This is a genomic window from Pannonibacter carbonis, assembly GCF_003012935.1.
Lineage (GTDB): Bacteria > Pseudomonadota > Alphaproteobacteria > Rhizobiales > Stappiaceae > Pannonibacter > Pannonibacter carbonis.
In genome coordinates this window covers 57,953-77,450 of sequence record NZ_PUDR01000017.1, presented here as the reverse complement: position 1 = coordinate 77,450, position 19,498 = coordinate 57,953, and the positions used below count along the sequence as shown (strand labels likewise).

The window sequence follows — 19,498 nt, the reverse complement described above, 5'->3', positions numbered from 1 at the left end:
CGCCCGCATACTGCCCATGGCGGACAACCACCCGCCGTGGTCTACTTCAACGCAACCCAAACCGATCAGCAGGTGCAGGCAGTAGCTTAAATCATCCGGAAATCTGTCCAAGAGTCGGGGAGTAGCTCACTCCCCGCATATGCTCTGCAACCCATTCATCTTTCAGGGTGGACAGGAGGCGTCCTAGTGGTTGGATTTCAGGTGTCGCAAAGATCACCTCAGGCGTGGGGATGATGTCGCCTTGGTTTCGCCGCTGCATGTCGGCGCTGGCAACGATTGCCGCACCTTGAAGGGCTTTGATAGCTTGCTTTTCTGCAAGGCTCTCCGGCACAAGCTTTAAGTCAATCCCATCCCACGACGCAACTTCATGCGCTTCGGACTTCCAAAACGTGCTGCGTTTTCCGGCTGCTCGTTCTTTGCGGGTACCTTCTTCGAACTCTTGAATTGAGTTGCCGTACTCTTCGAACGTTTGGCCGTTCCAGTCAGGGATTGTCCCGTCTTCGGGATCAAAGAAGCCGTCCAGCCGTGCCTGATCGTCGTCCTCAAGAAGATGGGCGTGATAGGCGGCGTGGAGTGCGTCCTCTTGTTCCTTCGTCAGCGCATTGAGGGCTGGAGTGAGTGCATTCTTGCTTTGGGGAGCCCTAGCGAGTGCGAATTCGCGGTCAACCTCAAGGGCCTTTGCGATGCAGAGCGACTTCGCTTCAGTGAAATCCTTGGTGCGAAGGGAGCAGAGAATTTCTGTCCGGCCCAAGGTTCCTTTGAGCGCTTTAGGTACGGCGCGGCGGAAATAATAGGTCGCTTCCCGCCGATAGAGATTCGTGTGACCGGGCACTTTCGTCAGCTTCCCTTTGTAGCAGACTTCTGTATCAAGGGGAGCTGATTTGCGTTTCATAACAATAAGATATTGAAATCAAACGGCCACTTTAGGAGATGGTACAGACGGGTGGATTCGAACCACCGACCTTCGGAGCCACAATCCGACGCTCTAACCAACTGAGCTACGTCTGCACGGGGCGGCAAGGCAGCTGAGGCCTTGCGAAGTGGCGCGGAACATACTTTGCAGTCGTTCCCTTTGCAAGGGGGTATCTATCCGAGGCAGTCTGCGATCTCAAGCGCCAATTGACGCCGCCCACAAAAAGATCAACAGGCGAATGAGTTCAAGGGCATAGACCGGGCTGGCGTGGTTGCCGGCCCGGTCTATCGAGCCAGATCCTCATTCCGCCAGCACGCGCTGCGGCGGGAAGGTGATCTCCACCAATGTGCCCTGGTCCGGCACACTGTCGATCTTGAAGCCGGCGCGGTTGGCTTCCACCAGCGCCTTGGTCAGCGGCAGGCCGAGGCCGGTGCCGCCGCCATGGCGGGCGGTGTGGACCTGGCGGAAGGGTTCGAGCGCTGCCGCCAGATCCTTGGAATTCATGCCCGTGCCCGTGTCACGCACCCGCAGCACCACCTCGCCCGAGGGCTCCAGCGCCGTTGAGACGATCACCTGACCGCCCGACTTGTTGAACTTGATCGCGTTGGACAGGAGGTTCAGCACGATCTGGCGCAGCGAGCGCAGGTCCGCCACCACATTGGGCACGGTGCCGGGCAGGCTGGCGCGGATGATCACCCGCTCACGGTTGGCCTGGGGCTGCATCAAGGCCACGCATTCGCGCACGATGTCATTGGCTGACACGGCCTCGAAGGTCAGGTCCATCTTGCCCGCCTCGATCTTCGACAAGTCGAGCAAGTCGTTGATCAGGCTCATGATGTGTGAGCCGGAGGTGCGGATGTCCTTGAGATATTCCTTGTAGCGCTCGTTGCCGATGGCGCCGAAGCGCTCCTCGATCATCACTTCCGAGAAGCCAATGATGGCGTTGAGCGGCGTGCGGATCTCGTGGCTGATCTTGGCGAGGAAATCGGACTTCTGCGAACTGGCGTTCTCCGCCTGCCGCTTGGCCTTGGTCAGCTCCTCTTCCGCCGCCTTCCACTGGGTGATGTCGCGCAGCACGGCGCAGAACTTCAGCCCCTCGCCGGAGCCAAGACGGCCGATGGTCATGAACAGCGGGATCAGTCCGCCGGACGACACCTGGCCGATCACCTCGCGGCCATCGTTGAGGACGCTGGCAACGCCGTTGCGGGCGAGACCGTCAAGGTAGTCCATCGCCGAGCGATGGCTCTCCTGGGCCAGGAACTCTGTCAGCGGCGCGCCGACGAGATCGGACCGGGCGGCGCCGAACAAAGCCTCCGCCGAGCCATTGGCCTTGAGGATCGTGCCGAACCGGTCGAGCAGCAGCACGCCGTCCGTGGCGGTCTCCAGGATCGTGTCCATCTCGCTGATCTGCTCGCGCGCCAGCGACAGGCCAAGTTCCATGTCGGCTGTGTTGGCAGCCGGCTGCGGTGCGGCCGGCTGGGCTGCGACAGGGCGTTCCACGATGGAGACCATCAGGCCGCGCCCGCCGTTCCACGGCACGGTGTGCATGCGGGCATCTACGGGTGACAGGCGGCCATTGGCGCGGCGCAGCAGCATGGCCTCGTCGACAGTGCCTTCAAGCCGGTCGCCGGGCATGTGCTCCGGATCAACGAAGATCGCCTCGAAGCCGCCTGCTTCCTCCAGCGCCTCGATATGCGGATAGCCGAGCAGGGAGAGCAGTGTCTCGTTGGCATAGAGCACCTCGCGGTCGCGCACGATGCCGATGCCGATCGGCAGACGGTCGAGCAGGCGCGGGTCGATCGGTTCTGCCGGCGGGGCAACCGGGCGCTGAGGTGTGGCATCTGCGGCCGCAGGGGCGGCGGCCGGTACATCGGCCTGGGTCTCTTCCTCCTCCTCCTCCTCGAAATCCCCCTCCAGCCGTGCACCCAGGGCTTCCGCGATCTTGCGGAAGGCAGCCCGCTCCGGCTTGCTCAGGCGCGAGGTGTCGACCGGTACCATGCGCGGCAGGCGTGTGCCGCCGGGGGCCGTGAACGGCACCACCCGATTGTCCACGCGATCCGGCCCGGCCGCAGGTTCGGGCTGGGCATCTGCCGGGTTCGCCGGCGTGTCGCCGGTCGCGCGTGGCGCTTGCCGCTCGGTGGAGGCTTCGCCGTGTGGGTCCCCGGATGTGGTTTCGGTCGCGCCAGACCCGTCGTGCGGCTCGATGCCAGAACCAGTTGCGGTATCAGCCTCAGCCGTGGTCACAGGCGCCGGTTCGGGGATGAACGCATCGTCTGCGGTCGCAGGTTCAGCATCTTCCGCCAGCATGGATGCTGGTGCCGGAAGTTCAGCCTCTTGCTGAGGTTCCGTGGTTGCGGATGTCGAGGATCCGGCCGCGGCAAGCACTTCGACGAAACTTGCGTCCGCTGGCTGGGATAGTTCTGGTTTCGTCTCGTCCGCCACCAGTGCAGACACGAAGGCCTCGGCCGGGGTCGGCCCGGAAACTGCGGGTGCCGGAAGCTCCGGCATGGATGAGGCGCTCGGCGGCTCCTGCGGGACGGCAGGTGCTACGGCATCGAGGCCTGCGGAGGAGGACGAGGTTACGGTTTCGGTCGTCGGCTGGCGATAGGTTCGCGCTGGCGCGCTGTCTGCCGCCTGGCGGGCTGCCCGGCGCTCCAGAGCCGCGTCGAACTCGCGCGCCAGGGTCCGCACGGCCTTCTCGATTTCTTTCGGCGGCAGCGGCTTGTCGCCGGCAATCCCGACAAGGTCTGCAGTCCCTTCGCGGGCCGTGGTATCAAACAGGTCGGTTGACCCGGATTGCTTCAGTGTCGAGCTGGCCCTGAGATCATCCACCTCGCTTGCCACCGTTGCGGGCAGCGCATCGGCGGCGGTCGGGGCGCTTGTGTCTTGGTCATCCGGCAGGGACGCCTGCTGGGACGGGGGCTGCGCGGCGGCCGCTTCCGGACCGGACACATCCAGGCGCGCGTCTGCAGCAGCGTCGATCTCGGCTGCCGCGACAGGGGACGGTGCCGCACGCTCGTCTGCAACACCCGCTGCGATTTCCCCCAGTGCCGGGAACCCGTTGGACCTCTGCGTCGTGTCGGCCGGCTCCGGGAGGTCGGTAACTGCTGAAAGGTCGGCAGGCACGGTTTCTTCCGGCAGGAGAGTGACCGGAGACAGGGTCGTCTCCGGATCGGCAACAACGGCTGCTGCTGTCACGGCGGATTTCTCTGCCAGGGACACACCGGCATCGGAGATGGGATCGGACGGACTTGTGGCGGGACTGACGGTCAGAGTGTCGAGGGGCGCTGTCTCGGCGTCCCGGGCTAAAATGTCCGTCATCGGCGCGTCGGATGGCGCGCCCGTCAAAAGGTCCGCGTCTTCCGTCGCATCGCTGGGGCGCAGCACGCCGAAACCGCGGTAGCCCTCGAACACCCGGCGACGGTCAAAGGCCGGCAATGCGGCCATGTCCACGGGAATGCGGACACCGGAGCCTGGCACGGGCCAGTCCACGGTCTTGCCGCTCCAGGTGTCGCGGCGCGACAACGCCTTGGCAATGGTTCCACGCGGATCGAGGCCGAAGCGATCTGCGACTTCGGTCCAGGTCGAGCCAACAATGTCAGCGGCCTTGCTGCCGAGCACATCGGCAAATTCCGGCGACAGGAAGGTGAAGCGCTGATCCACGTCCATCTTCCACGCAAAACGCACGGGGCGGCCACGCTGGGCAAAGCTGCCCGCCTCGCCCATATCCACCGGACTTTCAGGCATGTCTCCGAGTGCAGCTGCAACAGGCTCCGGCAGGGAGGCGGCCGGGATTGTATCCTCCGGCAAGGCCGCAATCGGCACGGCAACAGTTGCCGCATCAACTGGTACGGCGGTATCGACCGCGTCGGCGGGCGCCGACGTTTGCAGATCCGGCCCCTCCGTGACGGGCTGCTCTGCGGCCGGCTCCGCCAAGATGATCGTGTCCGTCTTGACGTTGTCTTTTGGCTTAGGCGCTGGCGCTACTGCTGCTGGCGCATCCGATGTCACGCCGGGCAGCGCGACTTGGGCCGGGTCGTCATTGCTGTCGTCGTCGGCAGGCTCCCCATCAACCAGCATCAGGCAATAGTCCGCCCCCAGAGGCAAGCGGATCAGGTGATGCGCGGTGCCGGCAAGCAGGACCATGTCCTCTTCGGGCGCAATCCGGTGCGGCAAGGCGGCAGCGTCATCGCCCTCGCGCGCGACCAGAGCGCCTTCAGCATCGGCCAGCGCCAGGGTCATGCCCGAAGCGCCTGCGGCCACCAGCGCCAGGAAGTCGGCTTCTGGCCGGGCCGTCCGGATCGGACCATCTGCAGCAATGATCAACGCGGCGGTCTCCCCGGTGCCCAGCACCAGCCGGCGGCACTGGCAGGTGAACAACACCACCTTCAGCCCCTTGTAGAAGCGCAGGCGTTCGAGACTGGGTCGGTCTGTCGGGCCGGTCGTCGCGATGCGGGCAAGATGCGGTCGTGCCTGCGCCCGGTCGAGACCCGACAGGCTGGCGAGGGCCTGCGGTGAAGCGGCATCGAAGAAGGCGGCACCGGCTGCATTGGCCCAAAGGACACGATCACCGCCGGCCGCCCACAGCCACGCCGGCCGGTCCGCTGCAATCAACGGCGCGAGGTCGGCATGGGCGCTGAGCGCCAGGAAAGTCGTCAGGTTCTGGTCCATCGGGTTCCCTCTGCCGTACCGCAAAAAACTGCCATGCGCCCCCCGCACCGGTCTGACGCGGTGTCTGGCGGGACAATCGACCGAACTGAGCGTATCCGTCTTTGGCGACGGTCAATCCGGTAAACATCAAGTTAATACCGTCAAAGCCCGAAGGCGTCCATGACTGGGGCTGCCTTGCCAGATGACGCCTTGCCTTGTGGTTAATCTGAAAGGGTTTTTTCTATTCATCTGGCGTTTGTTCCCGCTGTTCGCAGCGGTCTTTTTGCCGTCGGCAGGCTGCCGCAGCGGGAGGCTGCCTTGCTCTGACTGCCGGGCGCCAATTGCCGGACGCCAGGCCCCATGCTACCAATTTTGCCAAGGCAACTGACACGTGCAGGGAGGTCCGGCTGTCATGGGCCGGTCATCCCATGCGTGGAAGCTGTTGTCTGTGGGCGCAGGCGGTTCGCGGGGTTCTCTCGCGTGTCGGCCCCGCCGGGGTAACAAGAACGGGGAGTGGTGAAATGGCTGCGGACAAGAACGGGTTCGAAATTCCTGAGCAGATGCGCGATTTTGCGGAAAAGAGCGTCGATCAGGCCCGCAAGGCATTTGATGATTTCATGACGGTTACCCAGAAGGCCGTAGCCAACGTGGAAGGCTCCACCTCTGCCGTTCAGTCGGGAACGGCGGACATCAACCGCAAGGCCTTCGGCTATGCCGAGGAACATGTCGACGCGGCCTTCCGCTTCGCCCAGCAGATGGTGCGGGCCAAGGACATGGAAGAAATGATGAAGCTGCAGCAGGAGTACCTGCGGCGCCAGATGGAGCAGCTTGGCGAGCAGGCGCGTGATATTGGTGATGCCGCCACCCGCACCGCGCAGGATGCGGCCCGCGCTGCCAAGGACTGACGCCTCCGGCTCATTGACACGCTTCCTTGCCCGCCTTGGCATGGGCTGTTGATCACACTCAGGGCGCGGACGGGTCTTTTCGATGGTCCGGTCCGCGCCATCAGGCAGCGGGTCTTGAGCCGAGCGATGTCCGGTTCGAGGCTGCGTGAGCCATATCATTGATATTAAATGTTATATCCGGCTGCATCATGCTGCACGGGACGGAATCTCGTTTCCGTATATTGTGCACTGCAAAATAATGTTGCAATGCAATATAATCCTCCCTATATTAACCCTGCGAATGACGGAGGGACGGGCGGCAACGCTGCCCACGTCCCCCAGCCGGACGATTGCCACGTGATCGGCTCTGGCCCCAGCAGGAGATGACACATGAGCGTTGAGATTTTGCCGGAAGTTCCGGCACCGAAGGCCGCGCCGAAGCCGCGCGCCACCAAGACCACCAAGCCGGCAACCGCCGCTTCCCCTTTCTCTGAATTTGAGGCTTTTTCCATGCCGAAGATCGAAGTTCCCGCAATGGTTCGTGAAATGACCGAAAAAGGCATCGAGCAGGCTCGTGATGCCTATGCCAAGGTCAAGACCGCAGCCGAAGAAGCAACCGACCTTCTCGAAGACACCTTCGAGACCTCGCGTCAGGGCGTTGTCGAGTTCAACATGAAGGCGCTTGACGCTGCCAAGGTGAACACTGACGCCACCTTCTCGTTCTTCAAGGACCTGATGAGCGTCAAGACCGTCGCTGAAGCCATCGAACTGCAGTCGACCTTTGCCCGTCAGCAGTTCGACGCCCTGAGCACCCAGGCCAAGGACATGCAGGAGTTCGCTACCAAGCTGACCTCCGACGTGACCTCGCCGGTCAAGGAAGCTGTCGAGAAGTCCATCAAGGACATCAAGGCCGCCTGATTACATCAGCAACCGCTGATCGATCACGACATTCAGCCCCGGTGCGCAAGCACCGGGGCTTTTTGTTGATGTGGCTGCTTGTGTCACCCCGGGCGCAGCGCAGCGGAGACCCGGGGCCTACTCGCTCGCAGAGCGGAAGAGATGATCAAGGTGCGCCACAGGGGCGCCGCGCCAGCTGAACGTATGCCCGCACACTGCAATGCCCGCCATCTCTGCTCTGGAAGCGAGTAGGCCCCGGCTCGCGCTGCGCTTGGCCGGGGTGACGCGGAGAGAACAGCAAATGGCTGAGGACGTGTCAGCAGTCTGATCCCGGGCGCCACGCGCCGAAGCATATTGTCTGAGGTACGAGCAGTCCGGACGCCGAAGTCTCAGGCCTCGACCGAAGCAAGATCAAACCTGTACGTCACACCATTGGCCATCCACCCCGGTGCAGCCGTCCCATCCAGTTCGCCGCCGAGCTTCTCGGCAAGTCGGCGGGAGGGCGTGTTGTCCGCGTCGATTTCGCAGTGGGCATGCCGCCAACCGAGGTCCTCCGCCAACCAGACATTGACCCGTCTTGCGGCTTCAAGGGCAAAGCCGCGCCCTTCAAACTCATCGCTCCACAGGGTCCAGGTCAGTTCCGGGCCGGCCAGGTCGGTGAGCTGAAAAGGACCGACATGACCCATCGCGCGGCCTGTTTCCCGGCAGGTGATCGCAAACCGCCCGAAGCCCCGCAGGCACCAATGACCGATCATGGAGGCGAACTTCTCCTGAACTGCATATTCGGGCTTGGGGCCGCCGGTGTAGCGGGTGCGGTCGGACGACGTCGCATAAGCGCGGAACGCCGGCAGGTCAGCCGCGATGAATGCCCGCAGGATCAGGCGTTCGGTTTCAAGCACAGGTGTGCCCGTCAGAGCGGGAAAGGTCATGGAGGTCGCGCTCGCATTGGAACAGGAACGCTCTATGACGCAGTCCTGTGTCAGATTGATTTCAGCACCTCGCGGGCGATGATCAACCGCTGGATCTCGCTGGTGCCTTCGTAGATCGTGGTGATGCGCGCGTCACGGGCGTGGCGTTCGAGCGGATAGTCCTTGATGTAACCTGCGCCACCGTGGATCTGCAACGCCGTATAGGTCGCCTTCTGGGCGGCTTCCGAGGCAAAGAGCTTGGCCATGGAAGCCTCCTTGCCGAAGGGCCGGCCCTGGTCCTTGGCCCAGGCGGCCTGAAGGATCAGGAGACGCGCCGCCTCCAGCTCGGTTTCGCGGTCGGCAATCATCCACTGGATGCCCTGCATGTCGGCCAGTGACTGGCCGAACTGCTGCCGTTCGCGGGCATAGGCCTTGGCCGCATCCATCGCAGCGCGGGCAATGCCGAGAGCCAGGGACGCAACGCCAATCCGCCCGCCCGCCAGTTCGCCGACGGCCGTGCGGAAGCCGCCGTTTTCAAGGCCCATCAGGGCACTGGCCGGGACGCGGCAGTCCTGGAACAGCACCTCGTTGGTGGCCGAGCCGGTCTGGCCCATCTTCTTCTCGGCCTTGCCGATGACGAGCCCGGGCGTTCCGGCTTCCACGAGGAAACAGGAAATGCCCTTGCCCTTAGGGGCTTGCGGATCTGTCACCGCCCAGACCACGAAGACGCCGGCATATTCGGCCGAGGTGATGTAGAGTTTAGCCCCGTTCAGGACATAGCTGTCGCCGTCCTTCACCGCCCGCGTCCGCATGCCGGCCGGATCCGATCCGGCGCCGGCCTCCGTCAGGCAGAAGCCGCCGGCAGGATAGGTGCCGTCGCAGAGCTTGGGCAGGTAGGCGGCGCGCTGGGCGTCGCTGCCAACGGCCTGGATGACCTCGCCGACCATGTTGCTGACAGAACAGGTGACGGCGGTCGAGGCGCAAGCGCGGGCCAGCGCCTCGATGGCAAGCGCAAAGGCAACCGTGCCCGCTTCCGTGCCGCCATACTCGGCGCGGACGTTGAGCCCCATGAAGCCGTTCTCGGCCAGAAGACTGAGATTGCTGAGAAACTCCGCGCGGCCTTCGCCCCGGTCCAGCGTTTCGGCCAGCGGCGCGATCCTGTCTTCCGCCAGTTTGCGGGCCGTGTCGGCGATGAGCTGCTGTTCTTCGGTCAGGTCGAAATGCATGATGCCTCCGGTGCCGGTCCTCTGGCTGTTGCTGCGCAATATGGCGCGAGCTTCGGCGAAAGGGCAGGGGGTGGCACGCGGGAACCTGCCCTCCAAAGGGAGGATGCGCCGGATCAGGCGCCGAGCAAACGGGTCCAGGCTTCGGCCAGCGCCTTGCCGGTTGCATCAGCGCGTGCAGCATGGCGCTCGGCTTCAGTGGGCAACCGCTCCGGCCAATCCGGAGTGTCTGAGGCGATCATGTCTGCAAAAGTCTCTGACCAGTCAAGCACTTCGGGCAGGGCAGCTTCGAAGTGGAACTGGAAGGCATAGGTGCTTCGGCCCAGCCGGAAGCCCTGGTTGACCGTCTGCCGGCTGGTCGCCAGATGCACCGCTTCGGGCGGCAGATCAAAAGTGTCGTTGTGCCAGTGAAACAGCGGCGCGCCATCGCCAAGGGCTGAAAACACCGGGTCCGCGCGGCCGGCGTCGGTCGGGGTTACGTCATGCCAGCCGAACTCGATTGGCCGGCCGATGATGTTGCGGCCGCCAAAGGTTCGGGCGATCAGCTGCGAGCCAAGGCAGATGCCCATGACCGGGCGTTCGGCCTGGTGGAAACCACGAATAAGGTCGCAAACCCTTGGCAGGAAAGGAGAACCCTCATCGTCGAGAGCGTTTTGCCCGCCGCCGAACACGACCAGTCCGGCATAGCCGTCAACGGATGCGGGCACGGATTCGCCCTCGAAGGCGCGGACCTTGACCACCTCGACCCCTGCCATCTCCAGCGCGCGGCCGACGTTGCCATAAGGGGTGTCCTGATAGTTCTCGATGGCAAGAACGCGCATGACGGCTAGGCTCCGCTTCCGTGTGGTCTGGACTTTCAATCGGCAATATCCTGTGTCTCGTCAACAGGGAACGGATGGATGAGCTATTGCAATCGCGTGTGGCCGGATGGCCGGATTGTTGCCGAGGCGGCACGCGGTACCGTCATGGGCAATCGTGGCGGCCGCATCCATGATGTTGGAACAAAAGAGATTATTCGAGAACAAGCCAGCCGGCGCTGGATCTGCTGCGTGTTGTCCTTCAAGGGCCGTCAGCGGCAGGTAATGGGGCAGGGCTATACCGAGTTGTTCTTTCTGGACGAGGTGACAGCGCTTGCTGCAGGGCATCGGCCCTGTTTCGAATGCCGCCGTGATGCGGCGCGGGCGTACGCCGGAGCGATAGCGGAAGCCCTTGATTTCAAATGCAGTCCGGGCGCAGACGAGATGGATCGGCTGTTGGCACCGGAGCGTGGCCGTGGTTGGTCCGGAGAGCGGATGACTGATCTTTCCGGCTGTCCGGACGGGACGGTCTTCAGCCGGGACGGCGAGTTTTTTGCCTTGTACAACAAAGGCTTGTTGCGTTGGACGCCGGCCGGCTATGCCGCAGCCGGGATCATGCCTGCGGGGCTTCCTTTCCATGTCCTAACGCCATCCCTGTCGCGGGCCGCGCTTGGTGCCGGCTATCAGCCGATCTGGCATCCGTCCGCCCAGGATGCTTCAGCGTTATGAATGGATGAGTTCACGAACTCTCATTTGTGTTTGGCTGGTGCGCGGAGGATTGTGCGGGCACGCTGACAAACTCATGCCCTTTCGGGAGAATTCATGTCCCTGACGACCCCAATGCCCGCCCCGACCGCCCATCTGGGCGCGGCGCGCCTGACCTCGACCGATCTTGGCCTTTACGGCATGACGATTTTCGCCTGGGGCTTCAGCTGGATCGCCATGAAGGGGCAGGTGGCGGGCGTGGTGCCGGAGGTGTCGGTGTTCTGGCGCTTCGTCCTGGCGGCCCTCGTCATGCTGGCCTGGAGCCTTGCCGCCCGGGACCGGCTTCTGGCCTTTCCGCTGAAGGCGCATCTGCGCTTTGCCGGACTTGGGGCGTTCATCTTCTCGACCAACTTCACCCTGTTCTATTACGGCGCGCAGTACCTGCCCTCTGGCCTGCTGGCGGTGGTGTTTTCGCTGGCGTCGGTGTTCAACCTGATCCTCGGCTTCCTGCTGTTCGCGCAGCGTCCGAAGCTGGTCATGTTGCTGGCCGGGCTGACCGGGTTTTCCGGCATTGCGCTGATGTTCTGGCCGCAGATTGTCGGGGCGGAACTGAATGTCGATGCCGTCAAGGGGCTGGGTCTCTGCATTGCCGGAACGCTGTCCTTCTGCATGGGCAACATGGTGTCAGCCTCGAACCAGAAGTCCGGGATCGCCGTGCGGCCGGCAACGACCTGGGGCATGATCTATGGCGCCTGTTTCCTCGGGCTGTTCTGCCTCCTGCGCGGTGACAGCTTCGCCGTCCCGCTGACGCCGGTCTATCTTGGCAGCCTGGTCTATCTGGCTGTGATCGCCTCGGTGGTGGCCTTTGCCTCCTACCTGACCCTGCTCGGCCGCATCGGGTCGGCGCGGGCGGGCTATTCGACCGTGATCTTTCCGGTCGTGGCCCTGACGGTTTCGACGGTGGTGGAGAATTACCACTGGACCCCGGCCGCGCTGATCGGCCTGGGGCTGGTTCTTGCCGGCAACATCATGATGCTGAAGGCGAAATAAGTAACAGACGCGTCCCGGACCGGTCCGGGACGCGTCCTGTCGGAGCGGTCCGGATCACGCCTTGCGCAGGTCTTCCAGGATTGTACCGGCGGCGCGGACTTCGTCTTCGTGCGGTGCATCGCGCCAGGGTTCGGCAAGCGCTGCCTCGAACCAGGATGTCATGCCGGCCAAGGCCAGCATGGTGGCGACATAGCCGCTGGCGGCAGACGAAAGGCTGGGCGAATAGGTGCGGGCGCGGAAGACCACGGGCGCATAGAAGGCGTCGGCGGCGGTGAAGCGGTCACCGGCCAGGAACGGACCGCCAAAGCGCGAAAGCCCATCCTGCCAGATTACATCGATCCGGGCCCAGTCCCGCGCCACCGCCGGGCTGACCTCATTCAGCTGCACCTTCAGGTCGCAGTTCATGCTGCACATGGAGCGAAGGGCCTGGAAGCCGGAATGCATTTCCGCGGCGATCGAGCGGGCAAAGGCGCGCGCCTCGCGGTCGTCCGGCCAGACCGCCGGATAGCTCTCGGCCAGATACTCGCTGATGGCAAGCGAATCCCAGACGATGATCTCGCCATCGACCAGGCAGGGAACCTTGCCGGTCGGCGAGAGGTCGGTCACGCTCTTCCAGGCATCGCTGCCGAAAGGCACGAGCTGTTCCTCGAAGGGAATGCCGAGTTCCCGCAGCAGCAGCCAGGGCCGCAGCGACCAGGAGGAATAGTTCTTGTTGCCGATGAACAGGCGCATGGTTGGCATCTCCGGAAAAAAGACAACGGCGCGGGTGGCGCCATATTACTCTGCGGCAAGGGGCACAGACAGATTGTCGAGCGAGGAAATGATGTGCTCGACCAGGGCCTCGGTGACCCGCGAGCGCTGATGCCAGGACCGCATGACCGCGATCTCGCATTCGGGCAGCTTGGGGAACCCGTCGGCCTCGCTCAGCACCCTCATGCCGGGGCGCAAGGCAGATTCCGGCAGCACGGACACCGCAAGACCGGCCAGCACTGCGGCGCCGACCGCAGTCGAGTTCCAGCTTGAGTACAGCAGCCGATGCTCCCGCTGCACCGAGGTGAGAGCTGACAGTGCGGCGCGGCGCCAGTTGCAGGTGCCCCGGCCAAGCGCCAGCGGCAGCACGTCCTCGTTCTCGACCGCGTGTCGCGCGGAGACGACCCAGAGCAGCGGCTCGCGCCGGATGACCTCGTCCCGCTGCGGCCGGTCGGGCTTTTCGACGTGGGTGATGATCGCCACATCGAGCTCATTCGCCGAGACCAGATCGATCAGGTTCGAGGTCGGGGCGCAGACCACGCTGACTTCCGCCTTGGGATTGGAGCGCGAGAACCGGGCAAGGATCTCGGGCAGGAACCGGTCCGCATAGTCATCCGGCGTGCCAAGCCGGACGCAACCCTGGACCTCGGTCTCGTCGAAGACGGCGAGGGTTTCGTCATTCAGTTGCACGAGGCGGCGGGCATAGTGCAGCAGCTTCTCGCCATCCTCGGTCAGGCGCGACATACGCCCTTCGCGGACAAAGATCGGCCGGCCGATCCGCTCTTCCAGCCGCCGCATCTGCATCGAGACTGCGGACTGGGTCTTGTGCACGACCTCGGCGGCGCGGGTGAAACTGCCATATTCGGCGATGGCGACAAAGGTCCGCAGCTGATCCAGGTCCAGCATTCATCTCTCCCGGGCCCCGAACGCCAAGGCGACCGGCAAGCCGCTGATGACGCGAGGGTATAAGTGTTCCCCCTCAGATTATCACAAATCATGATCGAACCCATAAGAAACATTCGTTGGATCAATTCATTCAAGATCGGCATTGTCGCGACATCGGCAACGGACTCCCAGCCGCTGCCGGTTCCAAAGATGATGAACTGTTTGTTCGGAAAAGCGTTTTCCGAAAACGAAGGAGATTTGTGTCATGTACGCCCTTGCCCTTGCCCCGCTGATCAGCCGGCTCTCCGGATCTGTCGCGAAGGTGTGGCGTGCATTCCGCAATCGCCGTCAGGTTGCTGAACTCACCACCTGGACCGATGAGCAACTGCGCGACATCGGTCTCACCCGGGGGGATGTTCGAGCAGCGATGGGAACACCGCTTTTCGCGGATCCATCAGCTGCCCTCGTCGACAGCCGGTCTACCAACCGGTTCGGCCAGCTGGAACCGCAGGCGGATCTCCCGTCCGCCGTGATCATCGACCTCTCCGAGGCGGCCGCCACCCGTGCCCCGCTGTCCTCGCCGGCACGTCTTGCCGTGTAACCCCTGTTTCTCCCGGATGTTGCCGGCCGGTTCCCCCCGCAGCCGGCCGGCAGCGACCAAACCTGCAGCCCCGTCGGCGATTGCCTTGCCGACATTACCTGGCCCGCCTTCATTGGCGGGCCTTTTTTTATGCGCTGATGTCGGGATGGCCCTTGCCTTCCAGGTCCCGGCACAAGGCCGGGACGGCGCGGGGAGGGAGGCTGAGGCTTTAAACTGCGGCGCGCTTTCGCTGCGGCATTGGTGTGCAACGCGCTTGCGTGCCGGCTTTAACCTGCGGCGCGCTTGCGCGGCGCGGGTGCCGGAGCGCCCTGCAGGACTTCGGCGCGGACGGGACGGGGCGGGGAGAACAGGAAACCCTGGGCGAGTTTCAGGTCGGCATCCAGAAGTTCGAGCACCTGGGACTCGGTCTCGACATGGTCGCCAATCAGTTCCATGCCGTAGCGGCCGAGGAGATCGCCGAAATCGGCCGGGTGAATATGGCCGTGATCGGTTGGGCGGCGGCCAATCAGATAGTCGGCATTCAGCTTGGCAAAGCGGAAGCCGCGCTCCGCCAGAGCCCGGAAGTCCATCTTCAGGTCATGGATCTGGTCAACCGAGAAGCGGAACCCGAGTTCAGCCAGGGCGGCGAGGCTCTCCATCTCGACGACGCCCATCTGGGCGACATCATCCTGCGTGAACTCGAATATCAGCAGCTCGCCGAAGTTTTTGTTGGCGCGTACAAACTCGAGGAAGCCGGGAAAGAATGTCTCGTCCACCAGCGACAGGGAAGAGATGTTGCAGAACAAGGCAACATCGCGGTTGCGCGTCGCCAGCCGGCGGACGACCTGGACGGAGCGGAACAGCAACAGGTTGTCGATGCGCGGCACAAGACCGGCGCGCAGCGCTTCCGGCAGGAACACCGAGGCTTCGAGCATCTCGCCATTGGTGTCGCGAATGCGAGTGAAGCTCTCGTAGTACTTCACCCGGCGCTGCGGCAAGGTTACGATCGGCTGCAGGAACAGGTCAACCCGGTTGGCGTTGAGCGCCGCCCGGATCAGTTCGCGCATCGCCGGATCCGACTGCGGCTCCTGCTGCATCGGGGGCAGGTCACCGAGAACCGGCTCGTTCCGCGAAACGCCGCCAAGCTCATAGGACTGTGGCTGGCTCTGGTAGGGAGCCTGCTGCGACGGGTGAGGCTGATAATGCTGCTGACCGCTATGCGGCAGACCTGGATTTTGCAGACCTGAATTCTGCTGACCGGGGTGCTGCATCATCGAATGCGGGTCAGGTGCATAGCCGGCCGGCTGTGGCATGTAGCCGGGCGCAGGCTGCTGGTACATCTGGGGCTGCGGTTGGTAGCCGGCTTGCGGCAGGGCCTGCTGCGGCATCGGCTGGCCGTAAGGCGCGTTGGGGTGATAGGCCAGTTCGCCCATCTGCTGCGGGGTGGCCAGGGCCTGCTGGTCCTCGATCCGGGTTTCCATGTCGGACATGGCCTCGGCCATCTGCTTGACCAGGGTGCCGAGCACTTCGATTTCGGCAAACAACGGATCGATGGCTTCGCGGGTGCGGCGCGGTACGGTGTGTTCGACGCCAGTCAGACGCCCCTCGAGATTGGTGACATCGTCATCGATTTCGGCGAGACGGTCCTCGAGACGGTCCACCGCTTCAGCCACTTCGCCGCGTTCACGCGAGCGGCTGAGCAGAACCTGCACCAGGATCATGGTGCACAAAAGCGCGAGCGACAGGGACAATGCCTCGCCGGGCGGACGGCCAAACTGGAACACCAGGACAGCCGCCGACGACAGGGCAATGACGCCCATGCAGATCAGAATGAGAAGGGTTGTCCCGCGCCCCATATTGTTTTGTCGAACCCGCCCCGAATCAAGATTGTGTTAACGATTTTGCCCCAACGGGCTGCGGCTTCCGAGCCTTCCTGCTGCAGCACAAGGCAATTTTTGCCTATTGTCCCCGGTTAACGCATGGTCCTGCCCCTCCGGCCAGGCGGTCCAGCATGGCACAGGTTAACGATTTCTGCTTTTCATTTTGCCGCCCCGGTTCTAGCCTTCCGTTGGGGGAATTCTGGGGAGGACTTCACCCCGCTCGATCTCAACCGCAACAACGGGGGACGGCGGCATGGAAGAAACGGGTGTGCAGGACGGCACAAGGCCCGCTGCAACGGTGCATGGCAGCCGGGCAGCGGAGGTCATTTCAGGCGGCGGATTGCGCCGTTACCGGCAGGGGGAAAGTCACGCCCGGCCCGCCGGACGGGATATTGCAGAACGGGACACGGATGCGGCTGCTGCAGACGAGGAAAGCCCGTCTACGGCAACAGGCACGGGAGCAGAGCAGGCGCCCAAGGCCGATCTTGTCCGCCTCGCCCTGCACAAGATCCTTACCAGCCCCGAGTTTGCCTCTGCCGACCAGTTGCGCGCTTTCCTGCGCTATGTGGTCGAGGCGGCTGTTGGCGCGCAGGGACAGGAGCCTGCCCAGGCCGTGACACTGAAAGGCTACACGATTGCAACGGAAGCGCTTGGGCGCGGGGCGGATTTCAATCCGACGACGGATCCGATCGTCCGCGTCGAGGCGGCCCGGCTGCGCAAGCGGCTGCAGGACTATTACGCCGGCACCGGGCGTGACGATCCGATCCGCATCGACATCCCCAAGGGCTCCTACGCCCCGCAGTTCGTCCTGCCAAAGAGCCAGCAGCCCGTTGAGGATCTGCCTGCGGAGCAGACGCAGGACGCAGCCCCTGGCATCAGGGGGCCGGTCTGGCGCGGCGAGGAACCGGTGCCCTTCCGGCCGCTTGTCATGCCGTCTGCTGTTCCCGGAGCGGGCCGGACCCAGGCGACAACAGACAGATCCCGCCCGATGACACTGGTCCGTTTGCTGGCCGAGCGTCCCGATCTGGTCGGCGTGGTCGCCCTGGTGTTTTTTACCGCCGGGCTGGTGATCGGCCGGATCTGAGGCTCTGCGCCTCGCCAGTTTTCACCCTGTCATGCAAGGCGAGGGCCGGGCGGCGAGCAACGTCCGCCTGACAGGTGTCGTGACAAAGCCGGCCAGCCTGCAAAGTGATGGACCGACAACGCTTTGTTTACCGTGTTCGATGAATGTTGGAGCACAAACATCGACAATCCTGCCGCATGGATCATCACAACAACGGGAGTAACCCGGGCATGGGGAGCATACCGGACCTGCATGGGTCCCTCCAAGTTCGTGTCCTTGACGCGACGACGGCTGATGCAATGCGCGCGGCCACGGTTTGCGCGAAATTGCCTGGAGCCGTCGCCGAGCCCATCCTTTATGCCGATGCACGCCAGTGCCTGGAGGATCTTGCCCGTGCACCGACCGATGTTCTGGTGCTGGACATGGAAACCATCGGCGGCGACGACGCCCTGTCTCGCTTTGCCGTGCGCTGCCCAAGCGCGGTCATCATTGCCGTCAGTGCAGAAGGGTCGATGACCCGGGCACTGAACGCCATGCGGGCCGGCGCGCATGACTTCCTGGCCAAGCCCTATGCGCTCGAGACCCTGACGCAGAAGGTGCGCGCGCAGTTGGACATGCAACGCGGCCGCTTCCATTCCTCCGGTCAGCGTCGCACTGGCGATCAGCCGGCCGCCGTGACGCCGGAGATGGCCCAGCCTGTTGGCCGTTTCAACAGCCAGTCGCAGGCCATGCGCCAGCTTTACGCGACGGTCCGGCGGCTTGCGCCCTCCGATGCCCCTGTCTTCATTACCGGTGAGGCCGGAACGGGCAAGACCCTGTGCGCCGAAGCGATCCACGGCCAGTCCGGACGCAGCGCCGCCCGTCTCATCAGCATCAATTGTGCCAGCCTTGGCGCTGATGAACTCGAGGCCGAATTGTTTGGCGGACTGACGACCAGCCGCAGTGGTCGCAATGACCTCCTTAGCTTCTGCGATGGCGGCACACTGCATCTCGACGAGATCTGCGACATGGAACCGGCCCTGCAGAGCCGGCTCCTGCGGGTTCTGCAGACAGGCACGGTGCCATCGCACACGACCGGTGCCGATCTTGAAGTCGATGTCCGGGTCATCAGCACCACCAGCCGTGATCCGCTGGCGGAAATTGCCGCCGGGCGGCTGCGCGAGGATCTCTACTACCGGCTGCATGTGCTGCCGGTGCAGGTGCCGCCGCTGCGCGACCGCCGCGACGACATCCTGCCGCTGGCACTCGGGTTCCTGGCGCGGTTTGCTGCCGAGGAGGGGCGCTCATTCCGCGGCTTTGATGCCGATGCCGAAGCGCGTCTGCTGAGCTATGCCTGGCCGGGCAATGTGCGCCAGCTGGAAAACACCATCCGCCAGATCGTGGTCATGAACGAGGCGGTGACGGTCGGCTATGACATGCTGCCACTGATGATCCGCGACACGTTCAGCCGCGCCCGGGTTCCGGCCGAGGAGCAGCGTGACCGGCATCGCCCGGTGCGTCCGCTGCGGCCACATTCCAGCATCGAGCCGTTGTGGGCGCAGGAACGGCGGATCATCGAGGATGCCCTCGATGCCTTCGACGGCAATATCGCCCTGGCTGCTGCCGCGCTGGAGATCAGCCCGTCGACCATCTATCGCAAACGCCAGTCCTGGTCCGAGCGGCTGCAGTGAGCGGGCCGGCAGGAACGGGCAATGGCCTGACGGCGGACCTGGACAAGCTGCAAGGTCAGTGGCGGCAGGTGCGCTTTGAGGAAAACGGCGTCGTCAATCCGCCCGATACCCATGGCGCCCCGGAGGCGATCACCACGATCACCGGGACGCGGTTCCATGTCGGCATCCCGGACGGGGCAACGCTGCTGGAGGGTAGCTTCACGCTGGACCCGCTCGCTACGCCAAAGGCCATAACCTGGGTTGATTCCATCGGGGAGGACGCCGGCAAGAGCCTTCCGGCCATCTATGACCTCACCGACACCCGGTTTGTCTTTGTGGCCGCCGATGAAGGGATGGATCGGCCCACGGCCTTCAAGTCCGGCCCGGGCCTGACGCTTCGCGGCTTCGTTCGCCTCTAGGGGCGGTTTTCATCCCTGCCGGTTCCCTTAACCCTGATCTGACGAGAATGGCCGTGCACCCTGCGCGGCCATTTTTTGCTTCGCCGATCCATTGACAAGGCTGGGGACCGAACCTACATCGTGGTCGCGTTGGCACTCGCTGTTGAGGAGTGCTAACAGGACGCGGGATCATCTCCCGTGCTCTCTCGAGCCATCAACATAGTGGATTGCGTGCTGCTTCATATGGGGGCACGCCGCATGAGAGG

16 protein-coding genes and 1 tRNA gene are annotated in these 19,498 nt (G+C 63.9%); 8 read left to right on the top strand and 9 right to left on the bottom strand.

Annotation, left to right across the window (positions count from 1 at the left end):
- Positions 1-91: 91 nt before the first annotated feature.
- The 3 genes from C8348_RS19340 to C8348_RS19330 all read right to left on the bottom strand — a co-directional run bounded on the left by C8348_RS19340 (position 92) and on the right by C8348_RS19330 (position 5,584).
- Positions 92-892 carry a DUF6538 domain-containing protein gene (locus C8348_RS19340; RefSeq protein WP_157950475.1) on the bottom strand — a complete coding sequence of 267 codons (801 nt, stop codon included), beginning with the start codon at positions 890-892 and terminating at the stop codon, positions 92-94.
- 39 nt (positions 893-931) lie between these two features.
- Positions 932-1,008: transfer RNA gene (locus C8348_RS19335), tRNA-His, on the bottom strand.
- Between the two features lie 205 nt (positions 1,009-1,213).
- On the bottom strand, positions 1,214-5,584 hold the full coding sequence (locus C8348_RS19330; protein ID WP_106754942.1) for an ATP-binding protein: 4,371 nt from the start codon (positions 5,582-5,584) through the stop codon (positions 1,214-1,216).
- A gap of 500 nt (positions 5,585-6,084) precedes the next feature.
- Between C8348_RS19330 and C8348_RS19325 the strand changes: the two genes are divergently transcribed.
- On the top strand, positions 6,085-6,468 hold the full coding sequence (locus C8348_RS19325; RefSeq protein ID WP_106754941.1) for a phasin: 384 nt from the start codon (positions 6,085-6,087) through the stop codon (positions 6,466-6,468).
- A 369-nt stretch (positions 6,469-6,837) separates the two neighbouring features.
- Complete coding sequence (locus C8348_RS19320; RefSeq protein WP_106754940.1) at positions 6,838-7,365, top strand: phasin; 528 nt, start codon at positions 6,838-6,840, stop codon at positions 7,363-7,365.
- 368 nt (positions 7,366-7,733) lie between these two features.
- On the opposite strand, the gene C8348_RS19315 is transcribed toward C8348_RS19320, so the two are convergent.
- From C8348_RS19315 to C8348_RS19305, 3 genes are all read right to left on the bottom strand, one after another.
- Entirely contained in the window at positions 7,734-8,273 is a 540-nt protein-coding gene (locus C8348_RS19315; protein ID WP_106754939.1) for a GNAT family N-acetyltransferase, read from the bottom strand.
- A 50-nt stretch (positions 8,274-8,323) separates the two neighbouring features.
- Entirely contained in the window at positions 8,324-9,478 is a 1,155-nt protein-coding gene (locus tag C8348_RS19310; protein WP_106754938.1) for an acyl-CoA dehydrogenase family protein, read from the bottom strand.
- Between the two features lie 113 nt (positions 9,479-9,591).
- Positions 9,592-10,296 carry a type 1 glutamine amidotransferase gene (locus tag C8348_RS19305; RefSeq protein WP_106754937.1) on the bottom strand — a complete coding sequence of 235 codons (705 nt, stop codon included), beginning with the start codon at positions 10,294-10,296 and terminating at the stop codon, positions 9,592-9,594.
- Between the two features lie 78 nt (positions 10,297-10,374).
- Between C8348_RS19305 and C8348_RS19300 the strand changes: the two genes are divergently transcribed.
- Positions 10,375-11,001, top strand: coding sequence for a hypothetical protein (locus C8348_RS19300; RefSeq protein ID WP_106754936.1), 627 nt, complete (start codon positions 10,375-10,377; stop codon positions 10,999-11,001).
- A gap of 93 nt (positions 11,002-11,094) precedes the next feature.
- Positions 11,095-12,027 (top strand): DMT family transporter, encoded by a 933-nt coding sequence (locus tag C8348_RS19295; protein ID WP_106754935.1) that lies wholly within the window; start codon positions 11,095-11,097, stop codon positions 12,025-12,027.
- Between the two features lie 54 nt (positions 12,028-12,081).
- Here C8348_RS19295 and C8348_RS19290 read toward each other — a convergent pair whose 3' ends face one another.
- A complete protein-coding gene (locus C8348_RS19290) occupies positions 12,082-12,759 on the bottom strand; it encodes a glutathione S-transferase family protein (RefSeq protein WP_106754934.1) in 678 nt (225 codons plus the stop codon).
- Between the two features lie 45 nt (positions 12,760-12,804).
- On the bottom strand, positions 12,805-13,683 hold the full coding sequence (locus C8348_RS19285; RefSeq protein ID WP_106754933.1) for a LysR substrate-binding domain-containing protein: 879 nt from the start codon (positions 13,681-13,683) through the stop codon (positions 12,805-12,807).
- Positions 13,684-13,927: 244 nt separating this feature from the next.
- Between C8348_RS19285 and C8348_RS19280 the strand changes: the two genes are divergently transcribed.
- On the top strand, positions 13,928-14,263 hold the full coding sequence (locus C8348_RS19280; RefSeq protein WP_106754932.1) for a DUF1127 domain-containing protein: 336 nt from the start codon (positions 13,928-13,930) through the stop codon (positions 14,261-14,263).
- A 266-nt stretch (positions 14,264-14,529) separates the two neighbouring features.
- Here C8348_RS19280 and C8348_RS19275 read toward each other — a convergent pair whose 3' ends face one another.
- Complete coding sequence (locus C8348_RS19275; RefSeq protein WP_106754931.1) at positions 14,530-16,098, bottom strand: EAL domain-containing protein; 1,569 nt, start codon at positions 16,096-16,098, stop codon at positions 14,530-14,532.
- Between the two features lie 277 nt (positions 16,099-16,375).
- On the opposite strand from C8348_RS19275, the gene C8348_RS19270 reads away from it, so the two are divergent.
- The 3 genes from C8348_RS19270 (at position 16,376) to C8348_RS19260 (ending at position 19,253) form a co-directional block, all read left to right on the top strand.
- Positions 16,376-17,206 carry a hypothetical protein gene (locus tag C8348_RS19270; RefSeq protein WP_106754930.1) on the top strand — a complete coding sequence of 277 codons (831 nt, stop codon included), beginning with the start codon at positions 16,376-16,378 and terminating at the stop codon, positions 17,204-17,206.
- A 209-nt stretch (positions 17,207-17,415) separates the two neighbouring features.
- Positions 17,416-18,855 (top strand): sigma-54-dependent transcriptional regulator, encoded by a 1,440-nt coding sequence (locus C8348_RS19265; RefSeq protein WP_106754929.1) that lies wholly within the window; start codon positions 17,416-17,418, stop codon positions 18,853-18,855.
- A complete protein-coding gene (locus C8348_RS19260; RefSeq protein WP_198647146.1) occupies positions 18,852-19,253 on the top strand; it encodes a TIGR03067 domain-containing protein in 402 nt (133 codons plus the stop codon). The genes C8348_RS19265 and C8348_RS19260 overlap by 4 nt, the downstream gene beginning before the upstream one ends.
- Positions 19,254-19,498: the final 245 nt, after the last annotated feature.

Bases quoted from the DNA above. Each gene is read 5' to 3' on its own strand.
- C8348_RS19340 (WP_157950475.1), bottom strand. From the start codon at position 892: ATGAAACGCAAATCAGCTCCCCTTGATACAGAAGTCTGCTACAAAGGG.
- C8348_RS19285 (WP_106754933.1), bottom strand. From the start codon at position 13,683: ATGCTGGACCTGGATCAGCTGCGGACCTTTGTCGCCATCGCCGAATAT.
- C8348_RS19270 (WP_106754930.1), top strand. From the start codon at position 16,376: ATGGAAGAAACGGGTGTGCAGGACGGCACAAGGCCCGCTGCAACGGTG.
- C8348_RS19275 (WP_106754931.1), bottom strand. From the start codon at position 16,098: ATGGGGCGCGGGACAACCCTTCTCATTCTGATCTGCATGGGCGTCATT.
- C8348_RS19280 (WP_106754932.1), top strand. From the start codon at position 13,928: ATGTACGCCCTTGCCCTTGCCCCGCTGATCAGCCGGCTCTCCGGATCT.
- C8348_RS19300 (WP_106754936.1), top strand. From the start codon at position 10,375: ATGAGCTATTGCAATCGCGTGTGGCCGGATGGCCGGATTGTTGCCGAG.
- C8348_RS19290 (WP_106754934.1), bottom strand. From the start codon at position 12,759: ATGCGCCTGTTCATCGGCAACAAGAACTATTCCTCCTGGTCGCTGCGG.
- C8348_RS19305 (WP_106754937.1), bottom strand. From the start codon at position 10,296: ATGCGCGTTCTTGCCATCGAGAACTATCAGGACACCCCTTATGGCAAC.
- C8348_RS19320 (WP_106754940.1), top strand. From the start codon at position 6,838: ATGAGCGTTGAGATTTTGCCGGAAGTTCCGGCACCGAAGGCCGCGCCG.
- C8348_RS19330 (WP_106754942.1), bottom strand. From the start codon at position 5,584: ATGGACCAGAACCTGACGACTTTCCTGGCGCTCAGCGCCCATGCCGAC.
- C8348_RS19310 (WP_106754938.1), bottom strand. From the start codon at position 9,478: ATGCATTTCGACCTGACCGAAGAACAGCAGCTCATCGCCGACACGGCC.
- C8348_RS19325 (WP_106754941.1), top strand. From the start codon at position 6,085: ATGGCTGCGGACAAGAACGGGTTCGAAATTCCTGAGCAGATGCGCGAT.
- C8348_RS19265 (WP_106754929.1), top strand. From the start codon at position 17,416: ATGGGGAGCATACCGGACCTGCATGGGTCCCTCCAAGTTCGTGTCCTT.
- C8348_RS19295 (WP_106754935.1), top strand. From the start codon at position 11,095: ATGTCCCTGACGACCCCAATGCCCGCCCCGACCGCCCATCTGGGCGCG.
- C8348_RS19315 (WP_106754939.1), bottom strand. From the start codon at position 8,273: ATGACCTTTCCCGCTCTGACGGGCACACCTGTGCTTGAAACCGAACGC.